This is a genomic window from Thermosporothrix sp. COM3 (assembly GCF_059696735.1).
This window is the reverse complement of record NZ_AP019376.1, coordinates 4,283,017-4,300,033: the sequence shown is the minus strand read 5'-3', so window position 1 is coordinate 4,300,033 and position 17,017 is coordinate 4,283,017. Positions and strand designations below refer to the sequence as shown.

Here is a 17,017-nt window from a genome sequence, read left to right as displayed (position 1 = left end):
CCATAACGGCAGACCTGCTACAATGATGGCTGGATGGGAAGGCTCGCTTTCCCGCGTATTTCGGTAGTGAAAGGTGTTATCAATGATGCAGTACGAGAATGTTGCCGAGGCGGTGCGTGCTATTCAGGCGCGAACAACCTTGAAGCCCCATGTGGCTCTGATTCTGGGCTCCGGTCTGGGTGATCTGGCGGCGGAACTGGTCGACGCGACCGCTATTCCCTACGCGGAGATTCCGCATTTTGCCCGTTCAACCGTGATTGGACATGCGGGGCGTCTGTTACTTGGGACGCTGGAAGGCGTGCCTGTGGTTGTCATGCAGGGGCGCTTTCATCTCTATGAGGGCTACTCTCCCGAGGTAATTACATTCCCGATTCGGGTGATGCGTCTGCTTGGCGCCGAAATCCTGATTGTGACGAATGCCGCAGGCGGGGTTAATCCCGCATATGCCACAGGAGATATTATGCTGTTGAAAGATCATATCTTCCTCCCTGGCATGGCCGGATTAAACCCGCTCATTGGTCCCAATGATGAGCGCTTTGGTGAACGCTTCCCGCCGCTGGCCCATGCCTATGATGTGGAATTGCGTGAGGTGGCTCGCACGGTCGCACAATCCTGGCCCGATCTGACCTTGCAGGAGGGTATCTATACAATGGTGACGGGCCCGAACTATGAGACCTCAGCCGAGCTTCGCTTTTTGCGCACCATCGGAACCGATGCTGTCGGTATGTCGACGGTGCCTGAGGTGGTGGTAGCGCGGCATATGCGCATGCGAGTGCTCGGGTTAAGCCTGATCTCGAATGAGGCCACGGGTGATGAAGAGGCCGAGGTCAACCACGAGGAGGTGCTTGAAGCGGCAAACGCGGCACGTCCGAAGTTTACCGCGCTGGTTCGGGGGATTATCCGTTCACTTCAGTAGCGGCTCATAATGTTCAAGCGCGCCAAAGCGAGAATAGCAGCGTCTTCCTCTCAAATATGACAATCTCTTCGGAATGATTGACCCGCTCTTCTTCGGAGGGAGCCATCAAGAGCATGTAGCAAGAGCGGGTCGCACATCGAATTGCCACACGCATCGAACGGAGAACGCTTCCCGTCCGACAGGACCGGGCGAGAATGGGGCACGTGTCACTTGTCCCTGATGTGTCGGACAAAGAGGACAAAGCAGCCCCTGTGAAAAGGCTGAGGTGCGGTGGAGTTCAGACACAAGCCTCCTGGCGGGAGGTGATTGACTTCAGTAGTGAGAAAAGAAAAGGCGTGCATCTTACTGAGAGATGCACGCTTGCTGCTTATTTCTTGGGAGCCACAATTAATTCAAGATATGTCCAGTTAAAGCGTTTCCCTTCCCAACTCATAAAGAAAACGGCATAGTAGTTGCCCGGGGGCAGCGTAGGTGCTACTGTGTACTTCCATTGAATATGTCCTTGATCGTCGGTCTTTTGCACCTGTGGGGTCGAGGGATCGAAAACAAGGGCGTTCTCTATCTCCTCGGGGAAGGCCTGACCTATGCGGTCATTTGAGGCCCAGGGTGCGTTTGTCAGCTCAACCAGCTTCTTATTGAAGTCGCTGTCCTTTTTAGTGAGCCAGAGACGGGTGGCGATACCTGCCGTGTGTAGCTCTTCAGGACTATTACAGGTGCCGCTCCCTGTGACCGGTTTCTTCTGTGCTTGCATATCGGCAGTCAGTTGGGTTTGATCGCCTTCCATAAGGCCATAGGATGAAAGTTTGCCTGCTGGACAGCCGAAACCTGTCGTCAGAATGTCGATAGTAGGGGTTGGGGTTGGCGCTGTTTTCGTTTCGGTTGCCGTTGGCACTGTTGTGGTTGATGGCGTCGGTGTCAATTTTGTGTTTGCCTGATTTGCTGACTGTGGGCGATTGATCGCACCAATAGTGAAGCCACTGAGTAAGCCAGCAACCGCAAATAAAATAAGGGCGATGAGTACAGCGCTTTGTGGTTTATTCGGCCTCTTGCCGTTCTGTTGTGCTTGCCCTGAATAGCCGTGAGGTGGTGGCGTATGCGGGCCAGGTTGTGATGGTACTATTGGTTGCATGCTCTACGCGCTTTCTTCTTGAAATTCCCTGCACAAAATAAACTTTCCACTTACCTTTTACCATCATATCATGAGTGGGCCGGAAGGTAAGAGTTTTATCTATTTGCATTAGCCAAAATAGGTAGGGAATCGGAAAGAGAGCATGCTTGAGCGCTACTTCTCTTTGGTCACGGTAAACTCAACCCAGCTCCAGTTTGCATAGGTGCCGTCCCAGTCGGTGATAATCACAAGGAAGTATTTGCCCGGTTTGGTGCTGGCGGAAACGCCAAACTTCCAATGACCTTGCCCCTTTTCGTTGCACATCTGGGTTTGTGGTGTGCCGGGATCAAAGACCAGAGCTCCAGAGATTTCACCGGGGAGTGGCTCCTTGACCTTGTCGGGAGGCCAGAGGTTACTGGGAATCTGGATGCGCCCATTTTTATGCTCGGAAAGCCAGAGCTTACAGGTGATCCCTCCGGACTCGATGGGGTTTCCCGATTTGGCGCATTCTCCCGATTTATCGACCGCATGGGCCTTGAAGGTATATTGGATGGCCCCGTTCGCGATACCGCTGTAAGCCGTTTCGTCAACAACGGGGCAGTTGAGCGGCACCTTCGGGCCAGAAACCGGTGTCGTGGTGGCGGTTGTTTGAGCTACAGGTTGTGATGCTTGCGGTTTTGCGGCAGGAAAGAGCGCTTTTCCGGCAGCACCAAATGTAAAACCTGCGAGTAAGCCTGCAAGGGAAAAGAGAAAGAGAGCTGTGATAATGGCTTTCTTTCGACCTTTGCTCGGTTGGTTATACATATTCTGCATTTTCTAGAAAAATCTATGTTATTGTGTTGTTGTTTGTTATTGTATTACTAATGATATCACGCTATCGGTTGTGCTGTACCCTATTAGGCCAAATGGGTAGGATGCGCAAAAAGAGACCGATCATCACCCTGGGGAAGGCTTGATCGGCGAGCCCAGAAAAAGGGGGTATGGGGGAAAACCTGGGCCGGTAAGAAGAGCGTTCTACTCTCATGTATATGAACGGGAAAACAGCTCAATTTTTGTGCTGTTCTTACTCGGATTCTTGCTTGTCAGTATGATACAATACAGACACGAGGAACAGTCTTTTTTGCGGACAGGGGGTGATACTGATGCATTATTTAAATCTGGCTATTCTGATCTTGCTCCTGCTGGCCGTATTTGGGCCCAAGCATCTGGTGAAGATGGGCAAGGGAGCGGGAAAAGTGGTCGGCGAGGCAAAGGTGATGAAAGACAAGCTGATGGCCGACCTGAAAGTTGACGATATTGTTGGTGATCTGCGTGATGTGCCCACATCTCCTCGCGATGTCGCACGGAAGCTACTCCTTGATTCACCAAAGGACACCAAAGAGCAGGACGTCAAGGTCGCAAAAGCGGAATAAGCCCTCTCTCCTCGCAGGAGGCAGCCGAGTAATACCACTAGTGGCGTCAGCGGCGTGATGAGTGCTGACGCGCCGTACTATGCTCTTTGCGAGGAACCTTCTTGCTACCCCATCCGGTGACGTGAAGCCAGCGCTCGAAGGTCATAAGTTCCGGATAAATGGCACGAAGCGCCGGGATATCTGCCCTGAAACCACTGGTACTGAGCCAATCGAGATAGCGTACCATCTCAGGGCTGTAACCCTGTGTGCGCGACATTTCTACATAGTGTACCTCTTTTTCAAGCACGCGGCTAAAGGCTTCGGCAATCTGAAGCATAGAAAGCTCATCACCCGCAAGTTCCAGCGCCTGGCCGAGAAAGCGCTGTGGCTGCGCAAATGCCAGAGCCGCGAACGCACCGATATCTGCGACGGCAATCATCTGTAGACGGCGCTCGGCAGGAAGTGCCCAGGCAAGGACACCCTCTTGAATGGCTGAACCAAACATTGTGTGAAAGTTATCCATAAAAAAGACAGGCCGGAGAATGGTTGCGGGAATGTTGAGAGCGCGGATATATTGTTCAATCTGCCACTTGCTTTCAAAATGAGGGATGTTGGTATTGCGGTCGGCGCCCCCAATCGAGCTATAGACAAAGTGCTGTATGCCCTGTGCACTGGCGGCGTTCACCAGTCGCTTGCCCTGGGTGATCTCGGTCGCGGGATTCTGAAGCGTGTCTGGCTGCATGCTGAAAACGCCGTAAACGCCATGGAGGGCTTCGCTTAGCGTCTCCGTTTGGTCAAGGTTGCCGGGAACCAGTTCTACGCCGCGTTGAAGGAGTTCGCGCGCGGTTGGTTTGCGGGGATCACGTACTAGAGCGCGTACCTTCCAGCCCTGTGCGAGAAGATGATGCGTGACGGCTCCGCCCTGCTTACCGGTTGCGCCAACGACGAGAATAGTTTTTGCCTCTGGTAGCATAGCGCTCTCTCCGACGTATGATGGTAGAAAACCTCCTTCTCTTCTTACTATACCTGTCTATTTGATAGATGTGGATAAATGTTTGTTGCCCTTCCCGGATCAAACCCGCCAGAGGGAAGGGCACCCATGCTTAATGCATAGAATCATAGACCTTGTCAGTTTTCGCGGCCATAATGAAATCATTGCGATGAAGCCCGTGGATCGCATGTGTCCACCAGACAACACCGACACGACCCCACTCCAGCGCGATCGAGGGATGATGTCCCTCTTCCTCTGCCAGCTCTCCTACTTTGTTGGTGAATGCCAGAGCCTGAGCAAAGTTTTTGAAGGTAAAGACCCGTTCAAGGCGACGAATCCCGTCTTGCTCGATAACTGTCCAATCGGGAAGCTGTTTCATATATTCAGCAATTTCAGCGTCGGTGGCTTTGGGAGCATCGGCGCGGCAGGCCTCACACTTCAAATGTCTGAGTTTTGTCATAGCGCTTTTTTCTACCTCCTGAAATAGAATCCTCTATTAGTATACGGATGGGGTCCATGTATGGAGGCATCGGCAGTAGAGAACAAGCAGGTAACGTGTTTCAGGTTATGCGAAAAGGTGTGGGCGTGTGGCTGGTCCCTGATCGGGCCAAATGATCACATCGACACTTTTGTTGGCGGCTTCCGGCTGGATGAGCGCCTGTACCAGTACCTCGGCAAGGTCGGCGCGTGGGATCATACCATCTGTCGGGAGGGGATGAGGAAAAACCAGAATACTTTGTCCGCCCGGATCATCGGTCAGGCCACCGGGATGAATAATGGTATAGGTCAGGCCACTGCTTATCAGTGCCTCTTCGGCCTTGTGCTTGGCTCGAAGAATATGTGCCAGAGGCGGGATGCGTTCGGGTTGTTGTGTGCCCATTGAGGAGCAGAGGATAAAGTGGTGTATGCCTGCCTCTTTGGCCGTATTGATTGCCCGAACGAGCAGGGCATGTTCAGTTTCCTCAATCACCCTGCGATCGCTCATAGAACGCGTGCCAATGACACTGATAACGGCCGTGCATCCGTCCATTGCCTCCCGTAATGTTGCGGAATCGAGTATATCAGCAACGAAGATCTCTGTGGTGGGTGATTGCAGTCCTCGGGCCTTCTGTGGGCTGCGTACAAAAGCGCGAGCGTGAATGCCTTTTGCTTGAAGTGAGGAGAGAACAATGCGGCCTGTAGCGCCACTGGCGCCGAGAACCAGAACGCGTCCTGTGAAATCTACCATAAGTTGCAGCTCCTTCTTCAATCTTTCTTCTTCTATTATAGTCGTGCATGCAGAAGGATGAAGCACACAGGCCCGGAAAGAGAAAAAGCCGCCTTCCGGGTAGGAGAGACGGCCTCTTCGTGGTTCTATCTATCGTTCTACCAGGAGGGTGGCGTAACAGGCGATGCCCTCGCCGCGGCCTGTGAAGCCGAGGTTATCGGTCGTAGTGGCTTTGACGCTCACCTGATCGAGCTCAAGCCGCAGGGCACTGGCGATGTGCTGGCGCATCGCGGGCGTGTGGGGAGCCATTTTCGGGCGTTGCGCCACAATCGTGACATCAATATTGCTGATTCTCCAGTTCTGCTTGCGAATCAGCTCATAGGCATATTCCAGAAAGACGGTGCTTGGCTGATCTTTCCAGCGGGGGTCTTCTGAGGGAAAGTGAGAGCCAATATCGCCCTGAGCGGTTGCGCCAAGCATGGCATCTACAATCGCGTGAAGCACCGCATCTGCATCGGAGTGACCCGAAAGGCCGAACTCATAAGGGATGGTCACACCTCCGAGGATCAGCGGACGATCCTTGACGAACGCATGAACATCGAAACCAAAACCAATACGCATTGTCATTTTTCCTGACCTCGAACAAGGATTTCGGCGAAGAGGAGATCTTCCTGTGTTGTAATCTTAATGTTGGTATATGATCCGGGAAAGATCGTTACCTGGTGTCCCAGACGCTCCAACAGAGTTGCATCATCGGTCATATCGTCTTGTGCTTCGGGAGCGTGATGGGCCTCATAAATCAGCGGGAAAGAGAAGACCTGAGGTGTCTGCACCGACCAGAGCTGCGAGCGGTCGGGTGTCGCGACAATCACATTTTCTCGTACCTGCTTGATCGTATCTTTTACCGGGACAGCAGCAATAGCGGCTTGCGTCTGCTGCGCGGCCTTCAGGCCTTCCTCCAGTATAGCAGATGTGACAAAGGGGCGGGCGGCATCATGAATCATTACCCAGCGACAGCCGGGTACATGTTCTTGTAGCGCATCCAGCCCGTGGCGCACGGAATCCTGCCTTCGCTGGCCGCCGGGAACGACAGCAATCACTTTATGCCAGCGTTCCTGCTGGCAGAGCTGCTGTACGTCATAGAGACGCTCCTCGCTGGTCACAATGACAATCGTGCTGATCAGAGGGGACTCCTGAAAGGTATCAAGGGTGCGGGCAAGAGTAATACGGCCAGCAAGGGGGATCCAGAGCTTGTCGCGCCCCATGCGACGACTGGCCCCGGCGGCAACGATAACAGCGGCGGCTGTTGTATTCATGCTCTTCTTGAATCGCTTCCTTTCTCCAGTAGGGTTTGAAAGAGAAAGAGGGCACCCGCTGCGGGGTGCCTCTGAATGGGTTGCTCTGTTTGCTTTTTATGCCTGTCTCTGTCTGGTCGCCTGAGGGACCGAGGGAGGAGAGGCGGTGTTCGTCTGCTGTTGACTTTGTGGTTGCTTGGGATGGGCAAAGATCATACGACCGGCGACCGTTTGCAGCACGCGGGTGACGGTCACCTCGATCGTCATGTTCATATACTGGCGTCCGTTCTCGACGACAATCATCGTGCCATCATCAAGGTAGCCGACGCCCTGTCCGAGCTCTTTGCCATCTTGCATAATCTTGATATGCAGATCTTCGCCGGGGAGCAGCACCGGTTTAATCGCGTTGGCGAGCTCGTTAATATTCAGAACTTTGACGCCCTGCAACTCGGCTACCCGGTTCAGGTTGAAGTCATTCGTAATGATCGGACAATGCAGGTCTTTTGCCATCTTGACCAGTTTGCCATCAACGTCATTGATGCCCTCAACGTCGGTATCAATGATCTCGATGGGCACCGTGGCATCCTTCTGAAGCCGATTGAGAATTTCAAGACCACGGCGTCCCCGGTTGCGACGCATGGTATCAGCGGAGTCGGCGATGCGTTGAAGCTCATTCAAGACAAAGCGTGGAACAGTGAGTGTGCCGCTAATAAAACCGGTCTGGCTGATATCAGCGATCCGGCCATCAATGATCGTGCTGGTATCCAGTAGAATGGGAGAGGGCGGATGCTGCGCTTTAGCCTTGTCTTTGTCGCGATCTTTCTTGCGGTCGCGTTCATTCTCTTCATCGCGATCGCGGTCGCGGCGGCGTTGCCACATGCCCTGAAAAAGGTGGGCAAGATCGCTTTTACGCATAACCGCAGAGGCCACACCGAGCCAGCCGAACAGCACGGCCCCGACAAAGGGCAACAGATGTCCCAGTGGCTCTGGCAGGCTATTGAGAGGAATAGCCAGAAGGGCCGAGATAATCAGGCCAACGGTCAGGCCGATGGCGGCAGCTACCAGATCGCTGGCGGCTGCTTTCCGAATTTTATCGCGCATCCATACGTACGGAATGACCGTAACGTATGGGGTGATTACAAAGGCAAAGACCCCGGCGATAAGCGCGATACCAATAATCCACTGCCAGGGAAGAGACTCTTTCCCCGGTACGGCATGGGAAAGCTGCCACATGTAGTAGCTGAATATGGTGCCGATGGCAATGAGGCACCCGACAATACGTGACACATTGTTAACGGACATCCCTGCATCCTCCGTCGCAAAACACAATAGATGCGATACATGGTTTCATGCTCAAAAGGCGCGACGATGTAAATGCAGGCGAGAACGGTGATGAAAAGAAGAAGAATGATTGCAGATAACATGTTGCCTCGCTTGCTGTGATAAATCATAGAAACCGTGCCTGTTGAGCAGAAAATTTACTATATCGACTATGCAGTATACATGTTTTCAGGACGGGACGCAACAACCATAGTAAGGCTATCATCGTGCTGAAAACGGTGTGTCGTACTGCAAAAGTCATACGTTCACTATCATCTCGCAGTGGAAGGACCGATTGCCTTCCTCATTACTAGTGTAATGTAATCGCTAAATCGATCGCAAGTGATGTTGAAAAAGACTGCTCAATCCTGGGATGAAAGATTGAAGAGCACCTCTAATGCAACACCTAAAGTACTAGCAGTGATAATCGTAAAGTCTGGTGGGAGTCCCGCATCTTCCAGCTCAGTGCGAAGTTGTGACCCTTTGCCTGCTGAAGGAATAATGCAGCGCTTGAAGCCCAGTTTGGCCGCCTCACGAATGCGCAGAGGCAGGCGATTGACCGCCCGTAACTCGCCCGAAAGTCCCACCTCACCAATCAGCACCAGATCATCCGGGATATTTTTATCGCGATAGCTGGATGCGATGGCTGCTGCGATGCCAAGATCAACCGCGGGCTCTTCCAGCGAGAAGCCGCCAACGACATTCGCATAGACATCCTGATTATTGACAGGAAGACCGACACGCTTGGTTAGAACAGCCAGCAGCATCAGCAGGCGGCTATGTTCGATACCGTTGGTGTTACAGCGGGCGATGCCATAATTGGTTGGAGTGACAAGGGCCTGTACCTCCACCAGAATTGGTCGGGTGCCCTCCATGCTGACCACAATAGCGGAGCCGGTAGCACCTGAGGCACGATCAGAGAGGAATGCTGCTGAAGGATTAGGCACTTCAAGCAAGCCCTCCCCATGCATCTCAAAGACGCCGACTTCGTGGGTGGGTCCGAAACGGTTTTTCACGCCGCGGAGCAGACGATAGGAGTGATATCGTTCGCCTTCAAGGTAGAGTACGGCATCTGCGATATGTTCAAGGGCTTTTGGACCGGCAACCGTGCCTTCTTTGGTCACATGGCCGATGATAAAGATAGGCACATGGGTACTTTTTGCAAGATGCATGAGCTGGACGGTGCACTCGCGCACCTGACTGATGCTGCCGGGAGCGGCGGTCAGGTGGCTGGCAACGACGGTCTGAATGGAGTCGACGATGACCAGAGCGGGCTTGAGCTTATGAACGGTTTCGGCGATGACATCCAGCTCAATCGCAGCCAGAAGATACAACTGTTCGCCTGTGATCTCAAGCCGTTCAGCGCGCATCTTCACCTGCTCGACGGACTCTTCGCCTGAAACATAGAGGACAGGACCGGAGGACCGGGAAATATGGCCGGACACCTGAAGGAGAAGCGTGGATTTGCCGATACCAGGTTCGCCCCCGACCAATGTCAGAGAGCCAGCAACCAGACCACCACCAAGCACGCGATCCATTTCTGAATAGCCAACAGAAATACGGGTTTGTGTCAACGGCTGAATATGTGGCAAAGCAACCGGAGCGCTGGTCCCCTGTGAAAGAAATGACGAACCGGTAAGGAGGGGTTGACGACGTGGCTGCGCCGGTAGCTCGGCAACCTCTTCCAGTGTGTTCCAGGAGCCACAATCGGGGCATTTCCCCATCCACTTGCTCTGCTCACCACCACATTGCTGACAGACGTATTTTGTTCGAGTTTTCGGCATGGTTACTCAATCTATTTCAACTTGACGAGAGAGACCGCGATACAACAAAGAAGGACGCATTCTGGAAATCCCGTGCGAGACGGAAACCGACATACATCTTTTCCAATTGGAGGATGTAAGACCGGCAAGAGGTTTTGAAGAAACGGGTAAGAGAGAAGAGGGGTATGTTCAGGTACAACATACCCCTCTGGTTTCTACTAGGATTCTGGGCTGGAACTTCCCTCACCGCCTGCCGAGAGAGCAGCTTCAGGAGTTGCTCCCGGAGGGAGGGGCTCGACGCGCTTACGCACGTTGAGAACCAGCTTTTTCTCTTCAATCACGGCTTCAACGAGGTCGCCCGGGCGGAACTTGCCTTGCAGCAGGCCTTCAGCAAGCTGGTCTTCGACCAGACTCTGAATAGTGCGGCGGAGCGGACGTGCGCCATACTGAGGATCGAAGCCCTTCTCGATCAAGAAGTCCTTCGCAGCGGACGGGACGACCAGCTCAATCTGCTGTTCAGTAAGCTGTGCACGGACGCGGTTGAGCAGCAGATCCACGATTGAGTACATCTCTTCCTTGCGCAGTGAATGGAAGACGATAATCTCATCAATACGGTTCAGGAACTCTGGCTTGAAGGTGTTCTTCAGTTCGCCGATCACCTTGCTTGCCATTGTATCGTGCTCAACCTTTTCCCTGTCTTTCGTCTGGTGGAAGCCGATAGCGGCAGCCTTATTCAGCAGGGAAGCGCCAACGTTGGATGTCATGATAATGACAGTGTTTCGGAAGTCAACGGTGCGACCCTTCGCGTCGGTCAATTTGCCGTCTTCAAGGATCTGCAACAACATATTGAAGACGTCGGGGTGAGCCTTCTCGATCTCATCGAGCAAGATCACGCTGTAGGACTTACGTCGGACCGCCTCAGTTAACTGGCCGCCTTCTTCATAACCGACATAGCCCGGAGGTGCGCCGACCAGACGTGCGGCTGCATGACGCTCCATGAACTCTGACATGTCGATCTTAATGAGAGATTCCTCGCTGCCGAACATGAACTCGGCGAGTGCTTTTGCCAGCTCGGTTTTACCGACGCCAGTTGGTCCCATAAAGATGAAGGAGCCAATCGGGCGTTTGGGATCTTTCAGACCGGCGCGAGCGCGGCGTACAGCGCGGGAAATCTTCTCAATGGCCTCATCCTGGCCGATAACGCGAGCGTGAAGGGCCTCTTCCATCTTCAACAGGCGCTGAGACTCTTCCTGAGCGATACGCATCACGGGGATACCTGTCCACATCGAAACGATCTGGGCGATTTCCTCTTCGCCAACGACAGGCTTTTCGCTGCCACGCTCTTTCTGCCAGCCAGATTCCAGCTTGGCAATGCGCTCACGCAGCTTGACCTCGCGGTCGCGCAACTCAGCAGCAAGCTCATATTCCTGCTGTTGAATGGCTGCTTCTTTCTCACGCAGAACGGACTCCAGCCCTTTGAGCGCTTCTTTCAGATTGAGAGGAGCGAGCGAGTTCTGCATGCGAACGCGGCTGGCGGCCTCATCAATCAGGTCGATGGCCTTATCGGGCATGAAGCGATCAGTAATATATCGACTGGCAAGCTCGGTTGCGGCCTTGAGCGCCTCGTCTGTGATCACCAGACGATGATGCTGCTCATAGCGTTCGCGGATACCTTTCAGGATCTCCACGGTTTCCTCAACCGAAGGCTCGCGGACTATCACTTCCTGGAAGCGCCGCTGAAGTGCGGCATCACGTTCAATGTATTTGCGATACTCATCGAGAGTAGTTGCACCGATACATTGCAGCTCTCCACGGGCAAGAGCCGGTTTCAGGATATTCGCGGCATCGACCGCGCCTTCTGCGGCACCGGCACCTACGAGGGTATGAACCTCATCAATGAAGATGATGCAGTCGCGGCTGTTGCGAATTTCCTCAATGATCTTTTTCAGCCGTTCCTCAAACTCACCGCGATACTTTGTACCGGCCACAAGGGAGCCGACATCCAGGGTGAGCAAACGCTTCCCGGCGAGCGTTTCCGGTACTTCGCCTGAGATCAGACGCTGAGCCAGTCCCTCGACAATAGCCGTTTTACCAACGCCCGGTTCACCGATCAGTGCGGGGTTGTTTTTGTTACGGCGGGAGAGGATCTGGATGACACGTTCGATCTCTTGATGACGCCCGATGACGGGATCAAGGGTTCCGGCACGAGCGGCGGCTGTCAGGTCAATGCCCATCTGGTCGATGGTGGGGGTCTTCGAATGTTTCGCCTCGCGCTCATGCGGCGCGCCAGACTGGCTGAGCACCTGTATGGTTTGAGTACGAACTTTTTCGAGGTTGACACCCAGGCTTTCGAGAACGCCAGCAGCGATCCCTTCACCTTCACGCACAAGACCAAGCAAGAGATGCTCTGTGCCGATATAGTGGTGATTGAGGCGACGAGCTTCGTCAACAGCCAGTTCGATGACTTTCTTGGCACGCGGGGTCAGACCGATTTCGCCAAGAACGATGCGGTCACCGCGCCCAATTATAAATTCAACGGCGCTGCGAACCTTGTTGAGTTCGACGCCGAGATTCGCCAGAACTTTCGCTGCCACCCCTTCGCCTTCGCGCACCAGGCCCAGCAAGAGATGCTCTGTACCGATATAATTATGCTGGAAGCGTTGAGCTTCTTCTTGAGCGAGACTCAAGACTTTTCTGGCTCGCTCTGTGAATTTATCAAACCTATCTCTGTCGTTCACCTGTTTGTCACCCCCCTTTCAGTGGCAGAGGGTGGAACCGAGCCCTCTGTGTCGCTCAGGTAAACTATGTGATTCATCATACAACACCCATCATACAGCGTCAAGGATAACAACTGTAGCCTCCCGTCTGTCGAGAAACTCTTACTGTTTCTATGTACAATCCCGTCCTCGCACTTCTTTTATTGCGATATAAAGGAAGCTGGGAGAATCTTTCGCTTTGTTGTCTGTTTCTTTAGAGAAGTTTTCCAGGGAAGTGAAGAGAGGAAATGGAACCGGCTTGTGAGAACACCGCTTTTCCGCCAAATCATGGAACCTCTTGAGCTCTCTGGCCATCAGGACCGAGGGACTCTGCAAGGAGAACTGCGCTTTAGCGGAATGTGCTCAACCAGTTTACCTGCTCCTTGCAACGCTGGTAAAGAAACCCCTCTAGCATACTTGATAAACTGTGCATTTTATAATACTACACGGAATATGCTGCGTCAAGGAGACCCAAAAGTTCTATTTTATAGGGAGTGCGTCTGACCTCGCGGCATATCAGCATGCCTCTTATCTTCTCCCTGTATATACTCTCTACTAATAATTACGTTCGGTATATCGGGAAGTTGTACACCAATTCTTCTTATTTTTTCTTTCTTTTTGGTGGTGAAAATGGTGGGTTCACCTTGATTGTAGTTATACTCTGGAAGCGTACTTGCTTTATAAGCTGAAGAATATGCTGGTAAAGAAGCAGTTCACCCCGTTACTCTCTCGGTAAAGAGAGCAACGGGGGAAGCTTGTGTTTTTGTATCGTCTGATACCGTTTTTTCTGTTGTTGCCGCCGGCTTACTTCTCGGTCTCGGACTCTTCCTTTGAGCGCTGAAGCGCGGCTGCCCGGAAGGCTTCGGCCATTGCGGTCATCTCGCCTTCATCATCGGACGGAAGACCTTTGAGTAGCGAGGCATCGCGCTCGCGTTTCTCTGGTCGCTTCTCAGTGCGCTCGCGTTTGTGCTCCTGCGCAGGAGCGCTCTCCAGAGACGGAGGCGTGGTGCTCAGAGAAGGAACTTCTTTGGCTGCCTGCTGCTGAGCGGCAGGTGTCTGCTCCTGAGCCTTCTCTTCTGTCGGCTGGGCTGCCTCTTTGGTCTCCTTCGCTGCGTCTGGCTCTTCCACCTGACGCAGGCTCAGACCGAGGCGACGGCGCTCAGGCTCGATGCGCAGGATGCGCAACTGAAGCTGCGTTCCTTCCTGAAGCGTCTTCGGATCGGTACCGGCAGGCAACTCGGACTGATGGATCAGGCCCTCGATGCCATCTTCGATGCGTGCGAATGCACCGAAGGGTGCAATCTTAGTGATAGTGCCGGTAACGAGCTGACCAACATGGTAGCGCTGCTCCACAGTGGTCCAGGGGTCAACTTCGGCGCGCTTGATCGACAGGGCGATCTTTTTGCGCTCTTTGTCAACGCTGAGGACCTGTACTTCAACTTCCTGTCCAACCTGAAGAACCTCGCTTGGATGGTTCACTCGGCTCCAGGCAAGCTGACTGATATGGACCAGACCGTCGGCGCCTCCAAGATCAACAAATGCGCCGAAGTTGGCGAGATTGCTGACCACGCCTTTGCGGACTTCGCCCGGTTGGAGCTCTTCAAGTAGCTCCTCGCGGCGACGCTGGCGCCATTCCTGAACGGCCATGCGCTCCGAGAGAATCAGACGGTTGCGTGCACGGTTGATCTCGATAATCTTCAACTGAAGCTCTTTGTCTTTCATCGAAGCCAGTTTGGCGGCCGTTTCCTGGTTCTCGCCACCGGCTGCGACTTCTTCGCGCTTCAGGTTCAAGATCTGCGAGATAGGCACAAAGCCTCGAATCCCGTTCACATCAACGATCAGGCCACCTTTATTGAAATCAATGACCTTCGCCTTGATGATCTCGTTGTTCTTGTACTGCTCCTCGGCAATACGCCACTGGCGCTCGGTGTTTGCACGCTTGAGCGAGAGCACCGCATGTCCTTCAGCATTTTCCGGCTGAAGAACATAGACCAGAACTCGATCATTGAGATGGAGTTCATTATAGGAGCCATAGCCACTAGAAGGCAGCTCTTTCGTTGAAAGAATGCCTTCGGATTTAAGCCCGATATCGACAAGGATTTCATCCGAGTCGATGTGCACGATGGTGCCTTCGACGACATCCCCACGTTTGATAATGGGGTTAGCCGAGGCGGCTAAAAGCTCCGCCATCGTGTTCTGATTGAAGTCCGAAACTTCTTCGGGGTTCACTGGATTGTTGTTCTGTACTTGAGGGTCGTTGCCTTCGATCATCGTCTGTACCCGCCCGCTGTTAGGATTTTCCGCTGGCTTTGTCGAAAGGTCGCCTTGCTGTTGTGCTTGCATGGGTAAAAACCCCCTTCGATCCACGGTTTTTGCCCTGTGCTGGTGACACTCCGGCCAACGGTTTAAAAAAAGTAAAGAGAAAGATAGTGTTTTACCGTATTCTATTTTGCGTCATTTCGATTACCATAACAAGGTAAAACCGAGATGAGCGGTTTCCTGCTTCTTTGCTTAATAAAGAACCTGGGGAGTGTACCAATTTAAGGAATTGGGCTTATCGGAGGAGATGCTAAGGCGGTAATCGTTTCGATTAGAATTGCGCTCTCGATGCTCTGTCGTTTTCAGAACCATAAAGCGGCTTCAGAACCATATTGTTTGCTCTACAGAACGGTATACGAAACGATACTCGCAGGCAGGTAAGCTCTAGTTAAGACACATAAGCGCCTGGACAAAGCATATCCCCACTCGATGCTTCAATTATACCAAAAGCCGTCCTTGAATGCAAGACAATGCGCAGCCTTTTAGCAATGCTCTCCGATGTTTTCTATCTTCCACATTGTATCACAATAATGCAACCCCCCGGACCCTATTTCTTCGCGCTTCAGTGGCGCTTCTTTGGCCTGGCGAAAATACTTTCCACCTGTGAAAGTTTTGTGAAGATGAAGAGCTTTTTTATGATACAATATCTGGTATGAAACGCAAAGAGGTTTTGGCTTTTGTTCAATTTCTTCAGTCCAAACTTGCTCCCGTGGCTCACAGCGACCTGCTGATCGATCGCGTCGAAGGCCGACAACCACAGGCACGGAAAGCGGCTGTGCTTCTTCCGCTCTTTGAACGTGAGGGAGAAATTGACCTGCTCTTTATTCGGCGAGCCAGTTCGTTGCGGGCTCATAGTGGTGAGATTGGTCTGCCAGGTGGTAGTATCGAGCCCGATGATGAGACGGTTGCGCTTGCTGCGTTGCGTGAGGCATGGGAGGAGATTGGCTTGCTGCCGGAACGCGTTGAGATTCTGGGCTTACAGTCTCCAGTCTTTACGGTGGTCAGCAACTTTTTGATTTCGCCGGTGGTTGGCTTCTTGCCAGGGGGGCCGGGCACGCTCACATTGCAGCAAAGTGAGGTGGCTGAGCTCTTACAGATCCCGCTCTCTGCGCTGGCTGATCCTGCGATTCTGCGTACTGAACGGCGCGGTCCGCGTACCATCTACTTTTATGACTATGGACCGTACTGTATCTGGGGGGCGACCGGGCGCATCGTGCATGATTTCCTTCTGCTTGTGGCGGAATGGCAGCGTACTCAGGCTGCGGCTCAACTTCTGGATTAAGCTGCCTGTTGTACAATAGGAAGTGAAGACAGATTGTGCCAGGAGGTGGAGAATTATCACCCCCCATTAGTCATATGGCTCTTGCTAATCCCCGCAGTTTAGCTACAATTATGAATGTAGTAAAGAGGTTCTGTAGTGCGTTTGTAGTCGAAAATCTCGTATTGTGGTTAGGTCTGTAAGTACCGGAGCGGAGAAAAGACAGTGACAGTACCGACATCTGATACGCATTTTGCGCATAACCTGCCGCGAAGACCTCAAATGAACTCGTCTGCTCACTCGATGTTTTATGCTTCAGAACCAATCTATTCATCCTCATTCCCCTCCCCCTTACGCTCTGGCGCAGGTGACGCTGAAAACGTGCATCACAGGTACTCCATTGATTTTGCTTCGTGCTCCCGAGAGCTCGCTACTGGTGGCTTGAAGACGCTTACCGCAAAACGTGAAATCCCTCCGCCAAACCTTGAACGCTCTGCTTTCGGATATGAGGCCGCTGTCAGTGTGAAAAGCTATCGCTTCTATCTGGCAATCCTTGTCTGCGTGATTCTCATGCTGATTGGCGGAGGCGCTGTAATGTGTGTGATGCTGCAACCGTAGTGTGTCAAGCTTCAGTGTAGAAAGAATGGGAGAGTTGCCACACGAGATATAAAGAGATGCCCCTGCTGGTACTCG

15 protein-coding genes are annotated in these 17,017 nt (G+C 52.9%); 4 read left to right on the top strand and 11 right to left on the bottom strand.

Annotated features, from left to right (window positions below):
* The first annotated feature begins 85 nt into the window (after nucleotides 1–85).
* Nucleotides 86–916: a purine-nucleoside phosphorylase gene (locus KTH_RS18220; RefSeq protein ID WP_497623256.1), complete on the top strand. Its 831-nt coding sequence runs from the start codon at nucleotides 86–88 to the stop codon at nucleotides 914–916.
* Between the two features lie 367 nt (nucleotides 917–1,283).
* On the opposite strand, the gene KTH_RS18215 is transcribed toward KTH_RS18220, so the two are convergent.
* Both KTH_RS18215 and KTH_RS18210 read right to left on the bottom strand, forming a co-directional pair.
* Nucleotides 1,284–2,045 (bottom strand): hypothetical protein, encoded by a 762-nt coding sequence (locus tag KTH_RS18215; protein WP_111318708.1) that lies wholly within the window; start codon nucleotides 2,043–2,045, stop codon nucleotides 1,284–1,286.
* Nucleotides 2,046–2,198: 153 nt separating this feature from the next.
* On the bottom strand, nucleotides 2,199–2,828 hold the full coding sequence (locus tag KTH_RS18210; RefSeq protein ID WP_137686105.1) for a hypothetical protein: 630 nt from the start codon (nucleotides 2,826–2,828) through the stop codon (nucleotides 2,199–2,201).
* Nucleotides 2,829–3,166: 338 nt separating this feature from the next.
* Between KTH_RS18210 and KTH_RS18205 the strand changes: the two genes are divergently transcribed.
* On the top strand, nucleotides 3,167–3,436 hold the full coding sequence (locus tag KTH_RS18205) for a twin-arginine translocase TatA/TatE family subunit (protein WP_111318704.1): 270 nt from the start codon (nucleotides 3,167–3,169) through the stop codon (nucleotides 3,434–3,436).
* 46 nt (nucleotides 3,437–3,482) lie between these two features.
* Here KTH_RS18205 and KTH_RS18200 read toward each other — a convergent pair whose 3' ends face one another.
* The 9 genes from KTH_RS18200 to KTH_RS18160 all read right to left on the bottom strand — a co-directional run bounded on the left by KTH_RS18200 (nucleotide 3,483) and on the right by KTH_RS18160 (nucleotide 15,090).
* The gene (locus KTH_RS18200) at nucleotides 3,483–4,388 is read right to left on the bottom strand and encodes an NmrA/HSCARG family protein (RefSeq protein ID WP_111318702.1); all 906 of its coding nucleotides are present in this window, start codon (nucleotides 4,386–4,388) and stop codon (nucleotides 3,483–3,485) included.
* A 130-nt stretch (nucleotides 4,389–4,518) separates the two neighbouring features.
* Entirely contained in the window at nucleotides 4,519–4,866 is a 348-nt protein-coding gene (locus KTH_RS18195) for a 4a-hydroxytetrahydrobiopterin dehydratase (RefSeq protein WP_111318700.1), read from the bottom strand.
* A 105-nt stretch (nucleotides 4,867–4,971) separates the two neighbouring features.
* Nucleotides 4,972–5,634 carry an SDR family oxidoreductase gene (locus KTH_RS18190; protein ID WP_111318698.1) on the bottom strand — a complete coding sequence of 221 codons (663 nt, stop codon included), beginning with the start codon at nucleotides 5,632–5,634 and terminating at the stop codon, nucleotides 4,972–4,974.
* 129 nt (nucleotides 5,635–5,763) lie between these two features.
* Nucleotides 5,764–6,234: a 2-C-methyl-D-erythritol 2,4-cyclodiphosphate synthase gene (gene ispF, locus KTH_RS18185; protein ID WP_111318696.1), complete on the bottom strand. Its 471-nt coding sequence runs from the start codon at nucleotides 6,232–6,234 to the stop codon at nucleotides 5,764–5,766.
* A gap of 2 nt (nucleotides 6,235–6,236) precedes the next feature.
* A complete protein-coding gene (gene ispD, locus KTH_RS18180; RefSeq protein ID WP_111318694.1) occupies nucleotides 6,237–6,929 on the bottom strand; it encodes a 2-C-methyl-D-erythritol 4-phosphate cytidylyltransferase in 693 nt (230 codons plus the stop codon).
* 96 nt (nucleotides 6,930–7,025) lie between these two features.
* Complete coding sequence (locus tag KTH_RS18175; RefSeq protein WP_170142308.1) at nucleotides 7,026–8,210, bottom strand: PIN/TRAM domain-containing protein; 1,185 nt, start codon at nucleotides 8,208–8,210, stop codon at nucleotides 7,026–7,028.
* 380 nt (nucleotides 8,211–8,590) lie between these two features.
* A complete protein-coding gene (radA, locus tag KTH_RS18170; protein ID WP_111318692.1) occupies nucleotides 8,591–10,012 on the bottom strand; it encodes a DNA repair protein RadA in 1,422 nt (473 codons plus the stop codon).
* A 197-nt stretch (nucleotides 10,013–10,209) separates the two neighbouring features.
* A complete protein-coding gene (locus KTH_RS18165) occupies nucleotides 10,210–12,729 on the bottom strand; it encodes an ATP-dependent Clp protease ATP-binding subunit (RefSeq protein ID WP_111318690.1) in 2,520 nt (839 codons plus the stop codon).
* An 822-nt stretch (nucleotides 12,730–13,551) separates the two neighbouring features.
* Complete coding sequence (locus KTH_RS18160; protein ID WP_111318688.1) at nucleotides 13,552–15,090, bottom strand: 30S ribosomal protein S1; 1,539 nt, start codon at nucleotides 15,088–15,090, stop codon at nucleotides 13,552–13,554.
* A gap of 628 nt (nucleotides 15,091–15,718) precedes the next feature.
* Between KTH_RS18160 and KTH_RS18155 the strand changes: the two genes are divergently transcribed.
* On the top strand, nucleotides 15,719–16,348 hold the full coding sequence (locus tag KTH_RS18155; protein ID WP_497620348.1) for an NUDIX hydrolase: 630 nt from the start codon (nucleotides 15,719–15,721) through the stop codon (nucleotides 16,346–16,348).
* A 357-nt stretch (nucleotides 16,349–16,705) separates the two neighbouring features.
* Complete coding sequence (locus KTH_RS18150; protein WP_497620346.1) at nucleotides 16,706–16,942, top strand: hypothetical protein; 237 nt, start codon at nucleotides 16,706–16,708, stop codon at nucleotides 16,940–16,942.
* Nucleotides 16,943–17,017: the final 75 nt, after the last annotated feature.

Coding starts and splice junctions, on each gene's coding strand:
- KTH_RS18220 (WP_497623256.1), top strand. CDS start 86: ATGCAGTACGAGAATGTTGCCGAGGCGGTGCGTGCTATTCAGGCGCGA.
- KTH_RS18215 (WP_111318708.1), bottom strand. CDS start 2,045: ATGCAACCAATAGTACCATCACAACCTGGCCCGCATACGCCACCACCT.
- KTH_RS18210 (WP_137686105.1), bottom strand. CDS start 2,828: ATGTATAACCAACCGAGCAAAGGTCGAAAGAAAGCCATTATCACAGCT.
- KTH_RS18205 (WP_111318704.1), top strand. CDS start 3,167: ATGCATTATTTAAATCTGGCTATTCTGATCTTGCTCCTGCTGGCCGTA.
- KTH_RS18200 (WP_111318702.1), bottom strand. CDS start 4,388: ATGCTACCAGAGGCAAAAACTATTCTCGTCGTTGGCGCAACCGGTAAG.
- KTH_RS18195 (WP_111318700.1), bottom strand. CDS start 4,866: ATGACAAAACTCAGACATTTGAAGTGTGAGGCCTGCCGCGCCGATGCT.
- KTH_RS18190 (WP_111318698.1), bottom strand. CDS start 5,634: ATGGTAGATTTCACAGGACGCGTTCTGGTTCTCGGCGCCAGTGGCGCT.
- ispF (WP_111318696.1), bottom strand. CDS start 6,234: ATGCGTATTGGTTTTGGTTTCGATGTTCATGCGTTCGTCAAGGATCGT.
- ispD (WP_111318694.1), bottom strand. CDS start 6,929: ATGAATACAACAGCCGCCGCTGTTATCGTTGCCGCCGGGGCCAGTCGT.
- KTH_RS18175 (WP_170142308.1), bottom strand. CDS start 8,210: ATGTCCGTTAACAATGTGTCACGTATTGTCGGGTGCCTCATTGCCATC.
- radA (WP_111318692.1), bottom strand. CDS start 10,012: ATGCCGAAAACTCGAACAAAATACGTCTGTCAGCAATGTGGTGGTGAG.
- KTH_RS18160 (WP_111318688.1), bottom strand. CDS start 15,090: ATGCAAGCACAACAGCAAGGCGACCTTTCGACAAAGCCAGCGGAAAAT.
- KTH_RS18155 (WP_497620348.1), top strand. CDS start 15,719: ATGAAACGCAAAGAGGTTTTGGCTTTTGTTCAATTTCTTCAGTCCAAA.